Origin of the sequence: Nocardia sp. NPDC058518, assembly GCF_042719655.1 — a bacterium.
Taxonomy (GTDB): domain Bacteria; phylum Actinomycetota; class Actinomycetes; order Mycobacteriales; family Mycobacteriaceae; genus Nocardia.
Genome location: NZ_JBHXNJ010000011.1, coordinates 158,213 through 180,181, shown reverse-complemented (window position 1 = coordinate 180,181; position 21,969 = coordinate 158,213). Strand labels below are relative to the sequence as shown.

Here is a 21,969-nt window from a genome sequence, read left to right as displayed (position 1 = left end):
GCCGCCCGATTCTCGATCAGGGCTCGGCGACCAACCCCTGTTGTGAGTCGGAGACCAGGACCCTGTTGGCGAAGTTCGCCAGCTGCGTCCGCATCCTTTCGCGCGTCATGCGCTCTTGTCCGGCCAATTGCTCGACGAGGTCGGCGCGGGTGGCGGCGAGCATGGCGTGGGCGGTGAAGTCGCTGTCGGTCAGGCCGGGGATCTGCTCCAGTACGGCTTGGACCAAGCCGTGCCACCGTACGTAATGCTCGGCCTGATACGGGCTGCTGCTCCCGCTTTCCTCCAGGGCAAGCGCGAGGCGCCGGTTGTCGAGTTTGAAACACAAGACAGCGTCGAGCAGGGCGGGCACGCGCTGGTGCGGTGGGGTGGCGGGCCCCAAGGGTGGTGGTCCGGATTCGATGGCTTTCCTGATCGGTTCGAGTCGTGCCTCGTACAGCGCGCGGAGCAGCCCGGCACGGTCGCCGAAAGCCCGGAAGAGCGTGCCCTTGCCGACGCCCGCCGCTGCTGCGATGTCGGCCATGGTGATGTCGTCGGGGCTCTCGCCACGGGCGAAGAGAGTGTCGGCGGCCGCGAGGACGGCATTCCGGTTACGGGCGGCGTCCTTGCGGATCTTGTGCTCGGGCATGCGATTCCTCCATTTGCAATACGGACCCCGGGTCCGTATTGTCAAAAGCGGACCTTAGGTCCGCATTCTATGCGATGGAAGGAGACCAAATGTCCGCACCGACTTCTCCGGCGGATCTCTACCGCCACAGCCTGAGGCTGCTACTGGACAAGAACATCGCCGGGTGGGTAAGCCTGTGGGCCGAGGGCGGCATCATGGAGTTCCCCTTCGCCGCACCGGGCTGGCCCGAGCGGCTGGAGGGCAAGGAGGCCATCGCGGCCTACATGCGCAACTACCCCGATCACATCGATGTGCACGACTTCCCTGACCTACGGATCCACCAGACCACCGATCCGGAGACCATCGTGGTCGAGATGCGCGGTGTCGGCCGTCTGGTGCAGACCGACGCTCCCTTCGACATGACCTACATCGCCGTCGTCACGGTTCAGGACGGGCGCATCACCTCCTACCGTGACTACTGGAACCCCCTCGCCGTCCTTGAACCCAGCACCGACTTCACCGGAAGCAGCCGATGACAACCACCGGCACCACTTTGGTCATCGGCGCCACCGGCACCACCGGCAGCCGCACCACAGCGCAGCTGACAGCCGCCGGTCATCGTGTCAAAGCGGCCAGCCGTCAAGCCACCGCGGTCCCCGGCGCTGAGCCGGTCCTCTTCGACTGGTACGACCCCGCTACCCACACTGCCGCCCTCGATGGCGTCGACCGCGTCTATCTCATACCGCCCGTGGGCGAGCCCGACCCGGCGGCAGTCATGCTGCCTTTCCTCCAGCAGGCCCGCACCGGCGGCGTGCACCGCGCGGTGCTGCTGAGTTCCTCGGCCATACCCAAGGGCGGCCCTGGAGTGGGAACGGTGCACCAGGCTCTGCCCGATCTGTTCGAACAGTGGGCGGTGCTGCGGCCCTCGTGGTTCATGCAGAACTTCACCGGCACACACGCCCACGCGCTCAGCATCCATGAAGACGGCATTATCTGGACCGCGACCGACAGCGGCCGGGTCGGCTTCGTCGACGCCGAGGACATCGCGGCCGTCGCCGCCCACGCCCTGACCAACTGGCAAGCCCCCAACACCGACCTCGTCCTCACCGGACCTGAGACCCTCAGCTACGACGACATCGCCTCGATCGTCACCGAGGTCACTGGTCGGCCCGTGACCCACCGCCGTTTGTCCTACGACCAGTTTCGCGAACGCCTCACGGCTCTGGTACCGGTGGAGTTCGCCGTGATGCTGGCCGGCATGGACCGTGCCATTGCCGAAGGGGCGGAGGACCGCGTCACCGACGATGTCCAGCGCCTCACCGGTCAGCCCGCGCGGGCCTTCCGAGCCCTCTGCGAAAGGGAAATGCGATGAAGCAGCTGATGTAGACGCTGGTGGCAGTCGATGATCGCCAGGTTCGCCGCCCGCGGCGTCTCCTTCCGTACATCTGATTGCAATTTCATCTGATGCAAGACTCCGATTGGTCCGCACACGGCAGCCCTGGCGATGGCGGTCGTACCGCTCAGGGGCGTATTACTGGTGGTAGGTCGAGAGGAATTCGCCGATCCGGCCGATGATCTGGTCGAGCTCATCGGCCTGCGGCAGGGTGACGATGCGGAAGTGGTCGGGCGAGGGCCAGTTGAAGCCGGTGCCCTGCACCACGTGAATCTTGGTCGCCAGCAACAGATCCAGCACGAACTTCTCGTCGTTGTCGATCCGATAGGTGGCACGGTCGAGTTTGGGGAAGGCGTACAGCGCACCCTTGGGCTTCACGCACGACACACCCGGAATCGCGTTGAGGGCAGTCCACGCGCGATCGCGCTGTTCGAGTAGTCGCCCACCGGGCAGGGTGAGTTCGTGAATGCTCTGGTGCCCGCCCAGCGCTGCCTGAACGGCTTGCTGCGCGGGCACATTCGCGCACAGCCGCAACCCGGACAGCATCGTCAGGCCTTCGAGGTAGCTCTCGGCATGACGGGTCGGCCCGGACACGGTGAGCCAGCCGGACCGGAAGCCCGCGAGCCGGTAGGCCTTGGACAAACCGTTGAACGTCAGACACAGCAGGTCGGGTGCGAGCGAGGCGGTGACGGTGTGGGTGACGTCGTCGTAGAGGATCTTGTCGTAGATCTCGTCGGAGCACACGATCAGATTGTGCTGGCGGGCCAGCTCGAGCATCTGCTCGAGCACCTCGGTCGGATACACCGCACCGGTCGGGTTGTTTGGGTTGATGATCACGATGGCCCGCGTGCGGTCGGTGATCTTGGCCGCGATATCGGCGATGTCGGGATACCAGTCGGCGCCCTCATCGCACAGGTAGTGCACCGCTTTGCCGCCGTTGAGGTGCACCGCGGCGGTCCACAGCGGGAAGTCCGGTGCGGGGACGAGGACTTCGTCGCCGTTCTCGATGAGCGCGGTCATCGCCATCATGATGAGCTCGGAGGCGCCGTTGCCGAGGAAGACGTTCTCGATATCGAGGTCGTCCACCCCGCGGCCCTCGTAGTACTGCACCACCGCGCGCCGGGCGGGCAGCAATCCCTTCGAGGTCGCGTAGCCCGCCGACATCGGCAGGTTGGCGATGATGTCGCGCAGCAGCTCCGACGGTGCGTCGAACCCGAATTGCATCGGGTTACCGGTATTGAGCTTGACCACCCGGTGTCCCTCGACCTCCAGCCGAGCGGCATGCTCGGCTATCGGGCCGCGGATTTCATAGGAAACGTTCGCGAGCTTGCTCGACTGTTTGAACTGCATGTCGGCTCCCCACCGTGATACGGACGGAGCTCGCCACAGTACTCGCCGGGATCCGGCACCCCTACCGCGGCGGTTCAGAAGCCGCGCAGTCGCTCCGGGGTGACGCGGATCGGCACCGAGTAGGCCTCGAAGAATTCCGATTCGGTCATCTTGATACTGACGAAGCCTTTGGTGTATTTGCGTACGTAGTGGGCGATTTCGGCCTGGGTCGGTGGTTCGCCCACTCGGGCTGTGCCGGTGAAGACCGCCACCTCACCGCCGGTGTCGGTGCTGTTGAAGTTCAGCGACACCCGCGGATTCTCGGCGATATGCCGCAGTCTCTTCGCCTCTGGCATGGTGAAGATCAGGAACTCGTCGTTCTCCCAGTGGAACCACACCGGATTCGGCTGAGGCGTGGTGTTCGCGCCGACGGTAGTCAGCCAGATCACGGATTCCTCGGCCAGCCGCTTGCCGACCTCTTCGCCGAAGGGGGTGGCGGCATCGAGAATGGACACGGTGTTCTCCTCGCAGGCAGGGGACAACTTCCGCCTCCACCCTTACCGAAATCCAGCCGCGCCGCTACCCGCCTCGCGGCCTACCACGGAACCGGTCCGTGTGGCCCCCGGATTCATCCGGGGGAACTGTTACTTCCAGTAGGCCTGCGCCTTGATCGAGGTCTTGGGCAGGGCGTGCTGGGTCTTGAGGGTCTTCACGATCGAGCGGGTGGTGTGCCCGTCGCAGGTGACCCAGCCGTAAGTCCCTGGGACACAGGTGATCTCCTGTGCGGCCTCGCGCAGCAGGCGGCCGTCGTCGACGCGCTGGAGCCAGGTGAGGGTGTGGTGGGGCTTGTTGCTGACCGGGATGGTCTGGTCGGACTCGTACTGCCATTCCAGCCAGACGCGCGCGGGGGTGTCGCCGATGGCGTCGAGCAGCGAGTTGATGGCGGGCAGCGAGGCGGTATCACCGAAGATCACGTACTCGCTGGGTGTCTGCTCGGGGAGCTGGAAGTCCGAACCGAGCACGGTGGCGTCGAGCAGGTCGCCCGGCTTCGCGCGGCGGGCCCAGTCGGCCGCCGGGCCGTTGTGCAGGGCGAAGTCGATGCTCATCGTGTCTGCGTCGGGGTTCTGGTCGACCAGTGTGTAGCCGCGGTGGTGCAGCTTGTCGCTGGTCGCGTCGGGAATCCACAGGCGGATCCACTGGGTCGGATGCACCGGGTGGTCGGCGAGCAGGCCGCCCGCGGTGAAACCGATGCGGATGAACTTGTCGGTGATCTGCTCGTTGGACGTCACCGTCAGCTGGTAGTCGGCGCCGCCCCAGGCCTTGGTTATCAGACCATTCAATCCCTTACCCATGTCGTTAGGTTAGCCTAACGACACTTGTTTGTCCGCCCCGGTGGTTTAATAAGGTAAGCCTATGCAAATATAGGTTGTGCGTAAGAGAGCGGAGAACGAACCGGTGGAAACCCTCCTGGTAGTCGGTGCGGGGCCGAAAGCCCTTGCGGTGGCGACTAAATCGCACGTTCTGCGCTCGCTCGGGATGCCCGCTCCGCGCGTTGTCGTGGTCGAGGCGCATGCGGTCGGCGGCAACTGGCTACCCACCGGCGGCTGGACCGACGGGCAGCACCGTCTCGGCACCAGCCCGGAGAAGGACGTCGGCTTCCCGTACCACTCCACCTGGGCGCGCGGCCGCAACCGCGACATCGACCATGCGATGGCCGCTTTCAGCTGGACCACGTTCCTGATCGAACACGGCACCTACGCCGAGTGGATCGACCGCGGCAGGCCGAGCCCGCAGCACCATGTGTGGGCCAAGTACTTACAGTGGGTGGCGAAGTCCATCGACCTCGAGCTGGTGCTCGGTCGTGTGGAGCGAATCAGTCACGGCGATGGTGAGCAGTGGCAGGTCGACGTGGTCGACGCCGACGGCGCCCGCAGCGAGCTGACCGCCGACGGCCTGATGATCACGGGCCCCGGCCGCAGCAGCCGCGCGCTCCTCGATCATCCGCGCGTGCTCAGCATCGCCGAATTCTGGGACCGGGCGGGCAAACGCACGCTGCCCGCCGCCTCGCGGGCCGCGGTGATCGGTGGCGGCGAGACCGGCGGCTCGGCGCTGGACGAGCTGGTTCGCCACGAGATGCTCACCATCTCGGTGATCTCCCCGCTGGCCACCCTCTACACCCGCGGCGAGAGCTTCTTCGAGAACTCGCTGTTCAGCGATCCCGTGAAGTGGGCGGCGCTGAGTATTCAGGAACGCCGCGACGTGATCCGGCGCACCGACCGCGGGGTGTTCTCGGTGCGCGTGCAGGAAAGCCTGCTGGGCGACAACCGCGTTCACCACTTGCAGGGCCGGGTCACCAAGGTCGCGCCGCAGGGTGAATCGCTGGCGTTGACGCTGAGCAACGAGTTGCGGGCCGATCAGGTGCACAACTTCGATCTGGTGGTGGATGCCACCGGTGGTCAGCCGCTGTGGTTCCTCGAGATGTTCGATCAGCGGACCGCGGATCTGCTCGAACTCGCCGTCGGCGGAGCGTTGACGCAGTCGCGGATCGAATCGTCGATCGGCTACGACCTGGCCGTCACCGGGCTCGGCGGGAAGCTCTATCTCCCGAACATGGCCGCGATGGCGCAGGGACCGGGATTCCCGAATCTCAGTTGCCTCGGCGAACTCTCGGACCGGGTGCTACAGACGGTGCCCGCTCGGGCACGGGCCACCGCTGTCGCTCGCTGAGCTCACACGAAAGAGCCCCCTCCGGTCGAGAACTCGACGGGAAGGGGCTCTTTTGCTCAGCTTCTTGTGCTCAGCGCGGCGCGACCACATCGTCCGGAGTGCGCGGAACGTAATGCAGGGCGATCCGCCGATCGGGGCGGACATCGATCTCGCCGATCAGCTGGAACCCGGCCTTGGCCAGACTGCGCCCGATCGCCACGTTGCGGTGGTCGGGATCGCCGAGAACACGTCGGCAATCGGGATCGGCCGCGAAGACGGCGGTGGTCATGGTGGAGATCCAGGCCGACATGATGCCCTTGCCGATCACCGCGGTGTCGGCAGTGGCGATGTGGAAGCCGATATCGCCGGGATCGCTGTCGTAGAAACGGCCGACCTCATCCTTGGCGGCGCGATAGAACTCCAGGTACGCGATATCGCGGACACCGTGTTCGGGCTCGCCGAGCACGGCGAAGTCCAGGCTGAGAATGCAAGGGCGGGAATAGGTTCCGGCCAGCTGAACGCGGAAGTTCTCGCGGCGGCGCTCGGCGTCCCAGTCCTGTTCCCACGATTCGAGCAGGTGCGGGCGGGCCATCCATTCGGCGAGCAGCTCGGGGTCGGTGCCGTCGGGATCGGCCAGGCGCAAGCTGAACGGTGCCGCGAAGACGGGCAGCACGGGCGCGGGCGTGGCGGCCACCTCGGCGGGCAGATCGGTCTGCTCGCGGGGTAGCGCGGTGGGGGTCCCGGCGGGGTTCATCTTGCTCGTGCTCCGTTTCAATCGTAACCTTGGTCACCTCGATTGGTAAGGCTAGCCTATACTAATGGCTGGGTGTTACTGTTGCCCGACCGATCGCCCGGTAATAGCCGGGCCGTCTCCGATTCGGGTCGGATTCGGGTACAACAGGATTCGCCCCGGTCCCGGACGACTGCGCCGGGCGGGCCCGTGCGTGAGCGCGGCGTTGGATAGTGCGAAACGGCCGCGTAGCTTTGCGCGGCCGGTGAGGGAGAGCGACATGGCAAGAGAACTCGGCTGGATCAGGCAATTTCAGGCCCCCAGGACCGATTCCCTACCGCCGCTGATCGTCTTCCCGCACGCGGGTGCCGGCGCCTCGGCCTACCGGGTGTTCGCCAAGCGTATGGCCGCCGATTTCGACACCGTGATCGTGCAATACCCCGGCCGTCAGGACCGTGCGCGCGAAGCCGCCGCGCAGACCCTGCCCGAGCTGGCCGCCGGTGCCTTCGAAGCCTTTCGCGACTCCGCGCACAACACCGGCGCACCGCTGACCGTCTTCGGTCACAGCATGGGCTCCATCGTCGCGTTCGAGTTCATCCGTTTGGCGGAGGCAGCGGGGTTGTCCGTGCGTTTGCTGGTGGTCTCCGCGGCCGCCGCACCGCACCGAATCGCCGAGCTCCCTGGCCATCCCACCGAGGATGACGAATTGCTCGACCACATGGCCGCGCTCAACGGCACCGGCGCCGACGTGATGGCCAGCCGTGAAGTGATGCGGATGGCGCTGCCGGTGCTGAAGGCCGACTACCGCGCCTTCGACGCCTATTCCTGCGGCCCCGACGTGGCTGTCGCGACGCCCGTGCTGGTGCTCGGTGGCGACGACGACCCGTTCGTCGGCCCGCGCGATCTCTACGGCTGGGACCAGAACACCACAGCCGAGATCGAGGTCAACCTGTTCGCGGGCGGCCACTTCTACATCGACGAGAACATCGACGGCATCGCCGAGGCGCTCGTCGGCCAGGCGCTCGCGCGATGAACTCTGATCCCATCGTGATCGTCGGGATGGGTGTAGAAGCCCCCGGCGGCATCGACAACCTGCCCGATTTCTGGTCTGCCCTCGCGTCCGGACGTGAGCTGATCGGCCCCTTCCCGCGCGACCGTGACTGGCCGCTCGACGAACTGTTCGCCCTCGGCAGGCTGGAGGGCTGGGCGCCGGTCCGCGACGCGGGCGGGTTCCTCGACGGCGCGACCGAGTTCGACGCGCAGTTCTTCGGCATCACCCCGCGCGAAGCGGTGGCCATGGATCCGCAGCAGCGGGTGGCCATGCGGGTGGCCTGGCGTGCGCTCGAGCACGCGGGCATCAATCCCGGTGCGCTGGACGGTGATTCGGCCGGTGTGTGGATGGGTGTCTCCACGGTCGAGTACGGGCCGCGGGTGGGTTCGGTGAACGAGTACAGCGGCTATCGCGCGACCGGCACCGCGCTCGGTGCGGTGGCCGGGCGGATCTCGCACGGGCTCGGCCTGATCGGTCCCTCGATCAGCGTGGATACCGCGTGCGCGTCGTCGCTGACCGCCGTGCATCAGGCGGCCTCGGCGATCCGCGCGGGCGAGTGCGACTGGGCGCTCGCGGGCGGGGTGTGCGTGATGGGTTCGCCCGGCGCGTTCTACGAGTTCTCCAAGAACAACGCCCTCGCCACCGACGGCCACTGCCGTTCCTACGCCGCCGACCCGACCGGGACCCTGTGGGCTGAAGGCGCGGGAGTCATTGTGCTGGAACGGGAATCACGGGCGAAGGCACTGGGTCACCGGATCTATGGGCAGCTGCTCGGTTCGCGGGTCAACCACAACGGCGCGGGCGCGCCGATCGCGGTACCCAGCGCGAGCGCTCAGCAGCGCCTGATCGAGGACACCGTCGCCGCGGCCGGGGTCAGCGCCGACGACATCGGCCTGATCGAAGGTCACGGCACCGGCACCGCCGTCGGCGATCCACTCGAATTGACCGCGCTGGCAGCGACATACGGCAATCCCGACCGCACCGACGCCCCGCTGCTGGGTTCGGTGAAGTCCAACACCGGGCACGCCCAGGCGGCTTCGGGGATGCTCGGGCTGATCAAGGTGCTGCTGTGCGGTGCGCACGGCACCATCGCACCGAGCCTGTGGGCCGACGCGCCAACCACCGATATCGACTGGGACACAACCAGTTTGCGGCTCGCCGCCGAACTCACCGACTGGGCGCCACGCGCGGACGGCCTGCGCTACGCCGCGGTGTCCTCGTTCGGTGTCGCGGGAACCAATGCGCACGCCATCGTCGGCCTGCCGGTGCTGGAGGAGACCAACCATGGCTGAGTACCGCTTGCCGGACGGCAGCGTTCCCGTCCTGCTGTCCTCCGACAGTGTCGATGGACTGCGCGCCGAGGCCGCCGCCGTGCGTGATTACCTCGTCGAGCATCCAGAGGTCACCGCGGAACGCCTGGCGGACATGCTGTTCCGCACGCGTGTGCCGCGCCGTCGCCGTGTGCTGGTGCTGGCGACCGGCTCGGGGTCGACGACCACCACCGGTGCCGCGCCGACCGCCGACGCGGCAGCGCGGGCCGACCTGTTGGCCGCGCTCGACGCGATCGTTTCCGATACCGACCACCCCTCGGTGGTCCGTGGCGACACCGCCGCGAGCACCCGCAAGATCGGCTTCGTCTTCCCTGGTCAGGGCAGCCAGCGGCCCGGCATGGGCGCGGTGTTCTACGAGCTGTCGGCCGCCTACCGCGCCGTCGTCGACGAGTGCGCCGCCATCCATGCCGAACGCTTCGGGCATTCCCAGCCGCTGCACTACCTGCTCGGCCACGAGGGGCAGTACGAGGACACGGTGTGGGAAGTGCAGCCCGCGTTGATGTTCCACATGACGGGCCTGGCCGCGCTGTGGCGGGCGGCGGGTGTCGACCCGCACGCGACCGTCGGTCACAGCCAGGGCGAGCTCGCCGCGGGCGCGGTCTCCGGTGTGATGACGCTGCGCGATTCGGTGCTCGCGGTGACCCATCGCGCCCTGCTCGCGGACCGGCTGTCCCCGCGCGGCTATTCGATGGCGGTCTTCGGGATGGACCGCGAGAGTGTGGAAGCGCTGATGGCGCGGCACTCGGGGTGGGCCGAACTCGCGGTCGTCAACTCGCCGCACATCATCGCCATCTCCGGTGAACGCGGCGCCGTTGTCGATCTGGTGGCCGCGGCCACCGCGCGCGGCCAGTTCGCGCGGGAGATCCGGGTCGCCTTCCCGGCACACACCTCCATCGTCGCCGAGGTACGGACCGAGTTCGAAGGCTTCCTCGGCGACGAGATGAGCGCACCGAACTTCACCGCCTCCGAGATCCCGTGCTACGGCGCGACTCTCGGCGAGATGATCACGCCCGACCTCAAGCAGGAGGAGTACTGGTACTGGAACCTGCGCAACCGCGTCCGGTTCGACCGGGCCGTGGTGAGCGCGGGCAGTGACGGTGTCGACCTGCTGATCGAGGTCGCCGAACACCCCGTGCTGCAACTGGCCATCCAGGAGAACCTCGGCCTTGTCCCGAACCGGCCCGGCCTGCCCGCCCGCGATTTCCGTGTCCTCGGCACCTCGCTGCGCACCGCGGACGGACTGTCCGAGTTCACCCGCAATCTCGCCCAGGTCGCCGTCCTCGACATCGACTACCGCTGGGACGCGCTGCGCGTCGACGACACCGTCGCGCTCCCGCTGCGCGATTTCCCGCACACCGTCACCAGCCCCAAGCGCCTCTGGGCCCCGCTCGGCACCAACGAGACTCCCGCCGAACTCGTGGTCACCACGCCGAAACCCCAACGGCTGGTGGAACAGTGGACGCCGCTGCAACGCCGCGCCCTGACCGCGCCGCGCAGCCTGCTCGTCGTCGATCACACCGGCGAATGCTCCGAGCTGGCCGCCGCGCTGCTCACCGCGGCGGACCGGCATGGCGCCGAGGCCCGCGTCGCCGGTGCCGGTGGGCACGACGAACTCCCGGCCGATGCCGTGATCGTGCTGCTGCCGGCGAGCCACTCCGACGACAGCGGCGGTGCTGTCGACGCGCTGGTCGAGTTCTATGCCGAACACGCGTGGGCGCCTGCGCTGGCCGCGCTGCGACCGGGCGGCGAGTGCTGGCTGCTCACCGTCGGCGGCGAGACCGTGCACGACGGTGACCCGATTCCCGGACTGTTCCAGTCGGGCGTCAGCGCCGGATTCCGCAGTGTCGGAATCGAACACCCGGGCATCCACTTCCGGCATCTCGATCTCGCCGCGAACGAATCCGCTCCCGCGCAGGCCGCCAAGATCGTCGGTGCGGTGCACTCCAGCGGCGAGGCGGAGCTGGCGCTGCGCGCGGGCAAGCTGTTCGTGAAGCGGCTGGTCGTCGATACGACCAGCGAAACCGGTTCACTGGGAACAGAGCTCGATCATGTGGTGATCGTCGGCGGTACCGGTCAGCTGGGTCTGCGCTTCGCCGATCATCTGGCGCGCACGGGCGCGGGCCGGGTCACGCTGCTGAGCCGCAGTGGCGAAACCGATGCGCTGGCACCGGAACTGGCTCGGCTGCGCGGTATCGGCGCGACCGAGATCGTGGTGCGGTCCTGCGATGTCAGCGACATCGACGCCGCGGCCGCCTTCGGTGCCGAGATCGCCGACCGCCCCGTGGATCTGGTGCTGCACGCCGCGGTCAACTACGTGGACGCCGAACTCGCGCAGATCACCGAGGACGCCGTGCGCACCGCCGCCGCGGCGAAGCTGCGCGGCCTGGACAACCTGATCGACGCGGTCCCGCTGACCGTGGACTGCCGGGTCCTGCTGTGCTCGTCGATGGCGGCGACGCTGGGCGGACGCGGGCAGGTCCTGTACGCGGTGACCAACCGCATGCTCGACGTGGCGGCCCGCAGGCTCCGCGCCCGTGGCATCGCCGCCGCGAGCCTGCAGTGGGGTCTGTGGAGTGTGGCCGGTCCGCTCGACGATGCCGGGTTCGCCCGGGTCGAAGAGGCCGGTGTGTTCCCGATGGTGCCCGCCGACGCGATCGAGGCCGGGCTCGCCACACCGGTTCGCGACGGCATGATCATCGCCGCCGACTGGGACTTCCTGCGCGAGGTACTCGGAGCGTTCGGCCAGGCCAGCGTGCTCACCGGGCTCGAATCCGCCACGCCCGCACCGCAGGTGACACCGGCGCCCGCCGACGTGGTGAGTGTGGTTCCGGCCGCCGCTCAGGCGCCCGTCGTATCCACCGACAGCTTCCCGCTCGATCTGCGCATGCGCACCGAACTGCTCAAGGTGATCGGCGGCGACAGCGCCGAATCCATCGACGCCACCATGCCGTTGGTCGCGCTCGGCCTCGATTCCTTGCAGGCCTTGGACTTCCGCAAGCGCGTGAAGGCGGAGCTGGATCGCGATCTGCCGGTCGCGGCGATTCTCGGCGGCGCATCGCTCGACGATGTCGTGCTGCTCATGGCACAGAACACCAACCAGGGCTGAGGGGCCGAAGAACATGTCTGACACCGAAGCCACCCTGTCTGTCGCGGATCGCCGCAAACTGCTGCTCCAGCAGAAGCTGCGCGAACGCGGCATGTCGGTTGTGCACGCCGAACCCGTCGCGGTACCACGGATCCCGGCGGGGGAGCGGCGCGCGCTGACCCCCGGCCAGCGCCGCATGTGGTTCCTGCAGACCCGCGACGCCGACGACACCGCCCTGAATATCTGCGTCGCCTACCGCCTCACCGGCCCGCTCGACGCCGACCGCCTGCACGCCGCGTTCGACATGGTCGTCGCTCGCCACGACATCCTCCGCACCACCTACGGCGCGGATACCGACGGCTCTCCGTTCCAGGTGTTCACCGCCGACGCACGCGCCGATTGGTCGACCCACGACCTCACCGATATCGCGGAATCAGGCCGTGACCTGCGGGTGGAGGTGCTGGCTCAGCGCGAGTTCGGCCGCCCCTTCGCCCTCGGCACCGAACTCCCGCTGCGCGCGACCCTGATCCGCACCGCCGCCGACGAGCACGTCGTGCTCTTCACCATCCACCACATCTGCTGGGACGACGACTCCTGGGCGGTGTTCTTCGCGGAGCTGAACGCCGCCTACCGAAGCTCGGCCGCAACGTCCGCGCTCGACACTGTCCAGTTCGCCGCGATCGCCCCCACCGCCGAACCGGCCGAAGCCGACGTCGACTTCTGGCGTGCCGCGCTGCGCCCGCTGCCCGAACCCCTCGAACTGCCCGGCTCCGCCTCGGCCACCCCGGGCCGCAACGCCCAGCGTCGCACCCACCGTCTCCCGGCCGAGCTCGTCACCCGCACCGAACAGTTCGCGCGTGAGCAGGCCGCGACCCCGTTCATGGTGCTGCTCGCCGGTTTCGACGCCCTGATCCACCGCTACACCGCCGCCGACGACTTCCTCGTCTCCATCCCGGTGACCGACCGTCCCGCGGGCACCGAGCAGCTCATCGGCTACTTCGGCAACACCCTGCTGCTGCGCGCCACCATGGGCGCCCAGGCCGACTTCGCCCAGCTCGTCGCCTCGGTGCGCGACACCTGCACCGGCGCCTTCGCCCACCGCGGCGTGGGCATCGATCGTGTGGTCCGCGAAGCGAACCCGGATCGGGTGGCCGGTCGCGACGGCTTGGACCAGCTGGTCCGCCTCGGTTTCTCGGTGCGCAAGAGCGCCGACGGTTTCGCCATCGACGGCGTCACCTCCACCCAGCTCGAACTCGGTGCGGCGAGCGCGCAGGTGCCGCTGGCACTTGCCATCGTGCTCGAGGCCGACGGCACCGCGGTGGTGGAGGCCGAGTACCAGACCGATGTGCTCGCCGAAGCCCTCATCGACCAGCTGCTCGCGCACCTCGGTCAGCTCCTCGACAGCGCGTTGCGCGAACCGCGGCGCAGACTCGCCAACCTCGACATGCTCGGTGCGGCCGACCGCGCGGTGCTGCTCGATCGCTCGCACGGCGTTCTCGTCGATGAACCGGCGAAAACCCTTGTCACCCTGCTGGAATCAGCCGCGGCCGCCACCCCAGACGCGCTCGCCCTGCTCTCCGACGACACCGAACTGACCTACGCGGAGCTGCACGCCCGAGCGAATCGCCTGGCGCACTGGCTGATCGGGCAGGGCATCGGTACCGAAGATCTCGTCGGCCTTCGCTTCGGCACCTCGGTGGAATTCATCGTCGCCGTGCTCGCCGTGTTGAAGGCAGGTGGCGCCTACCTGCCGATCGACCCGGCCTACCCGGAGGATCGCATCGAGTACCTGGTCGAGGACGCGAAGCCTCGATTATTGCTCGGTGCGGTCGAATTGGCCGCCGCGGAGGAGATGGCGGCGCAGCTGCCCGCGACCGCACCCACCGACGCCGAGCGTGTGCGTCCGCTGCTGCCCGCGAACCTCGCCTATGTCATCTACACCTCCGGCTCCACCGGCAAGCCCAAGGGTGTTCCGGTGCCGCACAACGCGATCGCCGAACACATCGTCTGCTTCACCGCCGACTGGAACATGACCGCCGCCGACCGCCTGATGCAGTCGTCGTCGGTCAGCTTCGACGCCTCGCTGGTCGACATCGCGATCACCCTCACCGTCGGCGCGCAGCTGATCGTGCCCAAGCCCAACGCTTTCCGCGATATCCGCTATGTCGCCGACCTCATCAGTCGCCGTCAGGTGACCGTGCTGCACATGGTGCCGTCGATGCTGAGCACGTTCCTGCTGCTGCCCGAGATCAGCGAATGGCAGTCGCTGCGCCAGATTCCCGTCGGTGGCGAGGCTCTGCCCGGTGAGGTCGCCGACCGGTTCTTCAACACTCTCGAGGCCGAACTCCGCAATCACTACGGACCGACCGAGGCGGTGGTCTGTTCGACCCATATGCCGGTCGCGGGGCCCCAGGGCACCGGTGTGGTGCCGATCGGTATCCCCAACCGCAACGTCTACACCTACGTCCTCGACGAGGCGCTGCAGCTGGTGCCCGACGGTGTCGTCGGTGAGCTCTACCTCGGTGGCGATCAGCTCGCCCGCGGCTATCTCGACCGTCCCGCACTGAGCGCGCAGCGGTTCGTCGCCGACCCGTTCGCCGAGGCCGAGGCAGGCCCCGCGGCGGGCGCGCGCATGTATCGCTCCGGTGACCTGGTGCGCCGCAACAGCTTCGGTGAACTCGAGTTCGTCGGTCGCGCCGACGAGCAGGTGAAGGTGCGTGGATTCCGCATCGAACTCGGCGAGGTCGAGGCCGCGATCGCCGCGCACCCCGACGTGGCGCACTGCGTCGTCGTGGTGACCGAGGATCCGGCCATCGGCGCGCTGCTGGCCGCCTACGTGGTGCCCGCCGGTGATGCCGTCGACCTCGAGCAGGTGCACGCCTTCGCGGCGAACGCGCTGCCGGAATACATGGTGCCCAGCGGTTTCGCGGTGATCAGCGAGATCCCGCTCACCGTGAACGGCAAGCTCGACAAGCGCGCGCTGCCCGCCGCCACCTCCGCCGCCGTGCGCACCCACCGCGCTCCGGCCACCGCCACCGAACACAAGGTCTGCGCCCTGTTCGGCGCCCTGTTCGACCTCGACGAGGTCGGCGCCGAAGACTCCTTCTTCGAGCTCGGCGGCCACTCGCTGCTCGCGGCCCGCCTGGTCGCCCAGGTCCGCGCGGAGTTCGGCATCGAGCTGGACGTGCGCGTCGTCTTCGACAGCCCGACCCCCGCCGCGCTCGCCGCCAACCTCGTCGCCCGCTTCCTGGCCGAATTCGACATCGACCTCGACGCCGTCGACAACGATTTCGATGATGCCCCCGCTACCGAGAGCACGACCGCAACCGCGGATACTTCGGACGCCGGACCGGGGCGGTCCAGTCGCCCAGCGATCGGTGGGCGCCCGCGCGGCGAGCGCATTCCGCTGTCGTACTCGCAGCTGGCGATGTGGTTCCAGTACCGGATGGAGGGTGCGGGCTCGGTCGGCAACCTGCCGCTGACCATGCGCTTCGACGGCGCACTCGACATCGCCGCCCTGCGCGCCGCGCTCGATGACATCCTCGCCAGGCACGAGTCGCTGCGCACCACCTTCCCCGAACACGATGGCGTGCCCTACCAGGTGGTGCACCCCGCCACGCCGGTCCCGCTGCCGGTTCGCGAGGTCGCCGCCGACCAGCTCACCGAGGCCCTCGCCGAGATCGCCGACTACCACTTCACCCTCGACGGTGAGCCGCTGATCCGCGCCGAACTGCTCGTGCTCGACGCCGACACCCACGTGCTCTCGCTGCTGGTGCACCACATCGTCGCCGACCACGCGTCCTTCGGCGTGCTGCTCGACGACCTCACCACCGCCTACCGGGCTCGCAGCGAGCAGGGCGGCGCCCCGAGCTGGGCGGCGTTGCCGGTCCAGTTCGCCGACTACGCGCTGTGGCAGCGTGAACTGTTCGACCAGGCCGCGCCGAGCGAGTTCGCCACCGACCAGATCGACTACTGGCGTGCCGCGCTCGCCGACGTCCCCGAGGAGATCGCGGTCGCCCACGATCGGCAGCGTCCGCCGGTGCTCGGCAAGCGCGGTGAAGTGGTGAGCTTCTCCTTGCCCGCCGCCGTTCGCTCCGGACTGGAATCGCTCGCGATCCGCAGCGGCGCCACCGAATTCATGGTCTGCCAGGCCGCGGTCGCCACCCTGCTGCACGCACTCGGCGGTGGCACCGACATCACCCTCGGCACGCCCGTCGCGGCGCGCACCGATCCGGCGACGACCACCCTGATCGGGTTGTTCGCCAACATGGTCGTGCTGCGCAACAACCTGTCGAACGCACCGACCCTGCGCGACACCGTGATTCGGGCGCGCAATGTGGTGCTCGACGCCAATGCCCACCAGGAGCTGCCGATCGAGCGACTGGTCGAAGCGCTCAACCCGCGTCGCTCACGGTCGCGGAACCCGCTGTTCCAGAGCATGATCCACTTCCGTGGTGCCGATTGGGCGCCGGCCACGTTGCCGTTCGCCTCCGCCGGCGAAACGACTGTCACCGTGCTGCCCGCCGACTTCGACGTCTCGTTCCTGGATCTGAACCTGAGCCTGAACGTGACCGCCGACGGCGGCATGGATGTCCGCGTCGTGGTGAATGCCGATCTGTACGACCCGGCCACGGCCGCGCTGATCGCCGACGCGCTCGCCGCCACCCTGCGTGCCTTCGCCGAGACACCCGACCTGCCGGTCGCCGACCTGCGGGTGCTGCCCGCCGCGGATCTCGAGCGACTGCTGGCCCCGCCCGCCCCGATTGCCGCTGGGGTCGTCGCCACCGGTGCGGCGACCGACTCCGGCACCGAGCGCACTCTGATCGCACTGATCGAGGAACTGCTGGAAATCGACGAGGTCGTCGGCGAGGACAACTTCTTCGCCCTCGGTGGTGACAGCGTCATCTCCATCCAGTGGTCGGCCCGCGCCGATGCCCTCGGCCTGCCGCTGTCGCCGCAGATGGTCTTCGAATGCGCCACCATCACCGAATTGGCCGCGGCCGTCGACGCCGCCGCCGGTGGCGCGACGCAAGCCGATGAACCAGAACAGGTTTCGCACGCGCCGATGAGCGCGTCGGGCCTGGAAGCCGACGCCCTGTCCGCGCTGACCGCCTCCTGGTCCGCACAGGGATGAGCACGAACGTCGGTATGAACGAGCAGTTAGGACGGGACGCAGCATGAGTGCGCCGCAGATCGAAGACGTACTCGCGCTGAGCCCGCTGCAGGAGGGGCTGTTCTCCCTGTCCCGGCTGACGGGCACCGAGATCGACCTGTACACGATGCAATTCGTGGTCGATATCGACGGCCCGCTCGACACCGACCTGCTCCACCGCAGCGCGCAGGCCATGCTGGACCGTCATCCGAACCTGCGTGCCGCGTTCTGGGACACCGATGTGCCCAAGCCCGTGCAGATCATCCCGTCGCGCGCGGAATTACCTTGGGCCGAACGGGACGCGCTCTCCACGGAATTCGACTCGATCGCCGAATCCGAGCGCCGCGTCCCGTTCGTGCTGAGTCGCGGTCCCGCGCTGCGGGTGCTGCTGCTCGACGTCACCGATGCGCCCGAGCCGCGCAGGCGGATGATCCTGACCGCCCATCACATCCTCATGGACGGCTGGGCGGTCGCGGTGTTCTTCACCGAACTGCTCGCCGTCTACCGGGCGGGCGGTACCCTCGACGGGCTGCCCGCGCCCCGTCCCTACCGCGACTACATCGGCTGGCTCGGTGCCCAGGACCACGACGCCGCGGCCCGCCGCTGGGCCGAGTACCTGCAGCAGGTGAGCGCACCGCTGGTGTTGGCCGACGGCACCGGCGAGCGCGGCTCCGCTGTCCCGCAGACCACGCGACTCCGGTTGTCCACCACCGAGACCGCGCAACTACAGCAGTGGGCGCGCACCAACGGGATGACGCTGAACACCGCTGTCCAGTTCGCCTGGACGCTGTTGCTCGGCCGTGTCACCGACCGCCGCGATGTCGTCTACGGCACTACCATCTCCGGCCGCCCCGAGAAGCTCGCGGGCGTCGAAGGCATGGTCGGGCTGTTCATCAACACCGTCCCGGTCGTGCACCGCCTCGATTCCACCGAACCGGTTGTCGCGCAATGCGCACGCCTGCAACGTTATTCGGCCACCATGCGCGATATCGGTTACCTCAGCCTGTCGACCCTGCAGCGCGCGGCGGGCCACGGCGCCCTGTTCGACACCCTGTTCGTCTTCGAGAACGCCCCCATCGACGACGCCATCCAGACGGTCACCGCCCCCGACGGCGCCCGGTTCCGTCCGATCGAGATGGAAAGCCTCGCCCACTACCCGCTCACGGTGGTCTCCCACCTGAGCGACGGCGAACTCCTGGTCCTGGTCGAAGCGATTCCCGCCCTCCTCGGTCACCTCGACCCCGCCGACCTCGGCGCGCGCATGCTGACCGTCCTGCGTACCCTGCCGACCCTCGACGCCACCGCGACCACCGAGGCGATCGACCTGCTCACCGAGGCCGAGCACGCCGAACTCCAGAGCGCCGCAACGGACATCACGGCCGCGCCGACGGCGACGCCATGGGAACTGTTCGAGCAGCAGGCCGCGGCGGCACCGGACGCGATCGCGCTCACCACAACCAAGGGCGAGGTCTTCACCTACCGCGCGCTGCACGACGAGGCTTGCAGGATGGCGAGCGAGTTCGTCGCCCACGGCGTCGGCCCGGAAACCGTTGTCGCCCTGATGCTTCCGCGTGGCACTCGGTCGATCATCGCCATTCTGGCGACGTTCGCCGCGGGGGCCGCCTACGTGCCGGTGGACATCACGCTGCCCGCGAGCCGTATCGAGTCGATTCTGCGCCAATCCAACCCGACGCTGGCCGTGGTCCTCAGCGAGGACCGCGCACTGCTCGACGGTACGAACCTCGACGCACTGTCTGTGGACGGCGACATCGTGACGCCTGTCCAGATGCTGACGCTCGACGCCCCCGCTGTCGTAGACCGGATCGCCGCCCGCCCCGCGCAGGCACCCGCGGTCCACCGCGAACTCGACCACAGCGCCTACATCATCTTCACCTCCGGTTCGACCGGCGAACCCAAGGGCGTCGTCGGCACGAACGCCGCGCTGGCGGGATATTTCGCCGATCACCTGGAGCGCTTCTACCGCCCGGCGATGGCCGAGCTCGGCCGCCCCCTGCGGATCGCGCACGCCTGGTCGCTCGGCTTCGATGCCTCCTGGCAGCCGATGGTCGGCTTCTTCGCCGGCCAGGCCCTGCACCTGTTCGATGCCGAGGAGATGCGCGACGCGCACCGAATCGTTTCCGGGATGGCCGAATTCGACATCGACATGATCGACACCACCCCGTCGATGCTCGCGCAGCTGGCGGCAGCGGGCCTGCTCGACCGCGCACTGCCGGTGCTCGCCCTCGGCGGCGAGGCCATCGACACCGCGCTGTGGGCGCGACTGCGCGCCCTGCCGGGGACGGCTGTGTACAACTGCTACGGCCCCACCGAGACGACCGTCGAAGCGGTGGTCGCACCCGTCGCCACCTCGGAGATCCCGACGATCGGCACCGCCAACGGCGGCATGGTCGGCTACGTGCTCGACTCCCGGCTGCGACCGGTCCCGCGCGGCATCGTCGGCGAGCTCTACCTGTCCGGCGTGCAGCTGGCCCGCGGCTACCTCGGCAAACCGGCCATCACGGCGGACCGTTTCGTCGCCGACCCGACGCGCCCCGGCGAGCGCATGTACCGCACCGGTGACCTCGTGCGCAGGCTTCCCGGTGGCCGTTTCGGCTACCTCGGCCGCGCCGACGCCCAGGTGAAGGTGCGCGGCTATCGCATCGAGGTCGGCGAGATCGAGACCGCGCTGCGGCGCTCGGCCGATATCGACACCGCCGCGGTGACTGTGGTGCGCCGTGCGGGTGGTGCGTCGCTGGTCGGCTTCGTCGTCGGTAAGGCCGGTCGCGCGGTGATCGTCAGCCGGGTGCGCGCCGACCTCGCACAACGCTTGCCCGCGTACATGATTCCCGCGCGCATCGTCGTGATGGAGCAACTGCCGGTGAACGTCAACGGCAAGCTCGACAGCCACGCGCTGAACGAGCTCGCCGAGCAGTCGCTGTCGGTCGCCGACAACAACGCGGCCGCCGAGACACCCACGGAGATCGCGCTCAGCGAGCTCTTCGCCGAACTGTTCGACGGTCGCGCACCCGGTATCGACGCCGACTTCTACGAACTCGGCGTCGACAGCATCGTCGCGATCTCGCTCGTCAACAAGGCCCGCCGCCGCGGCCTCGCTCTCAATCCACGAATGGTGCTGGCCTGCCCGACTATTCGTGAACTCGCCGCCGCGGTCGATGACGCACCGGCCGCCGCCGCGCAATCCGGTGCCGACGCCTACGGTGTGATCCCGCCGCTGCCGGTGGTCTCCTGGATGTACGAATACGGCAACTACCGCCGCTTCACCCAGACCGCGCTGCTTCGCCTGCCCGCCGGAATCGACCGGGCCGCACTGGAAGCCACGCTGCAAGCGCTGCTCGACGGGCACGACACCCTGCGTGCGGTGCTCACCGATACGCCGGACGGCCCGCGCATGCTCACGCGCGCGCCCGGTGCCGCGAACGCCGCCGACGTCGTCATCGAAGCGCCGCGAGGCCTCAGCGGCGCCGAACTCGACACGGCCATCACGGAATACGCGCGGATCGCCAATGACGCGATCGACCCGCGCGGCGGTGACATGGTGCGGGCCGTGTGGTTCGCGGATCGTGACATCCTGCTGCTCACCGTGCACCACCTCGCGGTCGACGTCGTGTCATGGCACATCATGCTCGACGCGCTGGCCGCCGCCTGGCAGCAGATCCAAGCGGGCGTGACGCCGAAGATGCTGCCCGAGTTCACCTCGTACCGGCAGTGGTCCGAGGCCATGTGGCAGCGTGCGTCCGAGCCGGAAGTCCTCGCTCAGCGCGATTACTGGACGACGCAGGTCCGCGAGCCCGACGCCGCACTAGGCTCCCGGCACCCCGCACCGGCCACCGACACCTGGTCCAGCCTGCGCGTGAGCACGGTAGCGACCCCGGTCGCGGTCACCGAGCGTCTCCTCAACCGCGTCGGCAAGGACGAGGGCGTTCGCGAATTCCTTCTCACCGCCCTCGCCATGACCATGGCCTCGCTCCACGCCGCGAACGGAAACGATCCGGCCGCAGGCGCATTGATCGCCATGGAAGGCCATGGCCGCGCCGACACCACCCTCGGCACCGACACGGCCAACACCCTCGGCTGGTTCACCAGCGTCTTCCCCGTCCGCCTCGGCGTCGGTGACAACGCGGTGGATGTCTCACGCGCACAAGCGGACCCGGCCGCCGCCCGAGCCCTGCTCGATTCGGTGGCAACCCACCTGCGCGAAATCCCCAACCAGGGGCTCGATTACGGCCTGCTCCGCTACGTCAACCGTGCCGAGGAACTCCGCACCGCCGCCGAACCGCAGGTCGAATTCAACTACCTCGGCCGAATCGACCTGAGCGGCAACGAGACCGACCCCTGGTCGCTGCTCGTCGGCCAACACGACACCGCACTCCCACTCGACCCGGAACCAGACCTACCCCTGCGCTACGCGGTGGACGTCATCGCGGGCATCGGCGCCACCCCCGAAGGCTCCGCCCTCACCACGAACTTCCGCTGGAGCACCGCTCTCTTCACGGAACCCCAGGCTGCCCGCTTCGCCGAACTCTGGGAGCTGGCGATCACCACCCTCGCCGAGGTGCTCGACCGCTAG

The 21,969-nt window shown here is 68.4% G+C and carries 13 protein-coding genes; 8 read left to right on the top strand and 5 right to left on the bottom strand.

Annotation, left to right across the window (positions count from 1 at the left end):
* Positions 1 to 16: 16 nt before the first annotated feature.
* A complete protein-coding gene (locus tag ACFWPX_RS20520; protein ID WP_378915835.1) occupies positions 17 to 625 on the bottom strand; it encodes a TetR/AcrR family transcriptional regulator in 609 nt (202 codons plus the stop codon).
* 89 nt (positions 626 to 714) lie between these two features.
* Between ACFWPX_RS20520 and ACFWPX_RS20515 the strand changes: the two genes are divergently transcribed.
* Together ACFWPX_RS20515 and ACFWPX_RS20510 are read left to right on the top strand one after the other, a co-directional pair.
* Positions 715 to 1,140 carry a nuclear transport factor 2 family protein gene (locus ACFWPX_RS20515; protein WP_378915836.1) on the top strand — a complete coding sequence of 142 codons (426 nt, stop codon included), beginning with the start codon at positions 715 to 717 and terminating at the stop codon, positions 1,138 to 1,140.
* The gene (locus ACFWPX_RS20510; RefSeq protein WP_378915838.1) at positions 1,137 to 1,976 is read left to right on the top strand and encodes an NmrA family NAD(P)-binding protein; all 840 of its coding nucleotides are present in this window, start codon (positions 1,137 to 1,139) and stop codon (positions 1,974 to 1,976) included. The genes ACFWPX_RS20515 and ACFWPX_RS20510 overlap by 4 nt, the downstream gene beginning before the upstream one ends.
* Before the next feature lie 159 nt (positions 1,977 to 2,135).
* On the opposite strand, the gene ACFWPX_RS20505 is transcribed toward ACFWPX_RS20510, so the two are convergent.
* From ACFWPX_RS20505 to ACFWPX_RS20495, 3 genes are all read right to left on the bottom strand, one after another.
* The gene (locus ACFWPX_RS20505; protein ID WP_378928722.1) at positions 2,136 to 3,347 is read right to left on the bottom strand and encodes a pyridoxal phosphate-dependent aminotransferase; all 1,212 of its coding nucleotides are present in this window, start codon (positions 3,345 to 3,347) and stop codon (positions 2,136 to 2,138) included.
* A 74-nt stretch (positions 3,348 to 3,421) separates the two neighbouring features.
* Positions 3,422 to 3,841, bottom strand: a complete 420-nt coding sequence (locus tag ACFWPX_RS20500; RefSeq protein WP_378928720.1) for a TIGR03667 family PPOX class F420-dependent oxidoreductase — start codon at positions 3,839 to 3,841, stop codon at positions 3,422 to 3,424.
* A 129-nt stretch (positions 3,842 to 3,970) separates the two neighbouring features.
* The gene (locus ACFWPX_RS20495; protein ID WP_378928719.1) at positions 3,971 to 4,678 is read right to left on the bottom strand and encodes a siderophore-interacting protein; all 708 of its coding nucleotides are present in this window, start codon (positions 4,676 to 4,678) and stop codon (positions 3,971 to 3,973) included.
* A 103-nt stretch (positions 4,679 to 4,781) separates the two neighbouring features.
* On the opposite strand from ACFWPX_RS20495, the gene ACFWPX_RS20490 reads away from it, so the two are divergent.
* Entirely contained in the window at positions 4,782 to 6,053 is a 1,272-nt protein-coding gene (locus ACFWPX_RS20490) for a SidA/IucD/PvdA family monooxygenase (protein WP_378915847.1), read from the top strand.
* Positions 6,054 to 6,123: 70 nt separating this feature from the next.
* Here the strand turns inward: ACFWPX_RS20490 and ACFWPX_RS20485 are convergent, their stop codons facing one another.
* Positions 6,124 to 6,786 carry a GNAT family N-acetyltransferase gene (locus ACFWPX_RS20485; RefSeq protein ID WP_378915912.1) on the bottom strand — a complete coding sequence of 221 codons (663 nt, stop codon included), beginning with the start codon at positions 6,784 to 6,786 and terminating at the stop codon, positions 6,124 to 6,126.
* A gap of 256 nt (positions 6,787 to 7,042) precedes the next feature.
* On the opposite strand from ACFWPX_RS20485, the gene ACFWPX_RS20480 reads away from it, so the two are divergent.
* The 5 genes from ACFWPX_RS20480 to ACFWPX_RS20460 are packed head-to-tail and all read left to right on the top strand — an operon-like array spanning position 7,043 to position 21,969.
* Entirely contained in the window at positions 7,043 to 7,795 is a 753-nt protein-coding gene (locus ACFWPX_RS20480) for a thioesterase II family protein (protein WP_378928718.1), read from the top strand.
* On the top strand, positions 7,792 to 9,105 hold the full coding sequence (locus tag ACFWPX_RS20475) for a polyketide synthase (RefSeq protein WP_378928717.1): 1,314 nt from the start codon (positions 7,792 to 7,794) through the stop codon (positions 9,103 to 9,105). The genes ACFWPX_RS20480 and ACFWPX_RS20475 overlap by 4 nt, the downstream gene beginning before the upstream one ends.
* Positions 9,098 to 12,250 (top strand): nocobactin polyketide synthase NbtC, encoded by a 3,153-nt coding sequence (nbtC, locus tag ACFWPX_RS20470; protein ID WP_378928716.1) that lies wholly within the window; start codon positions 9,098 to 9,100, stop codon positions 12,248 to 12,250. The genes ACFWPX_RS20475 and nbtC overlap by 8 nt, the downstream gene beginning before the upstream one ends.
* A 13-nt stretch (positions 12,251 to 12,263) precedes the next feature.
* Positions 12,264 to 17,363 (top strand): amino acid adenylation domain-containing protein, encoded by a 5,100-nt coding sequence (locus ACFWPX_RS20465; RefSeq protein ID WP_378928715.1) that lies wholly within the window; start codon positions 12,264 to 12,266, stop codon positions 17,361 to 17,363.
* 43 nt (positions 17,364 to 17,406) lie between these two features.
* Complete coding sequence (locus ACFWPX_RS20460; protein ID WP_378928714.1) at positions 17,407 to 21,969, top strand: amino acid adenylation domain-containing protein; 4,563 nt, start codon at positions 17,407 to 17,409, stop codon at positions 21,967 to 21,969.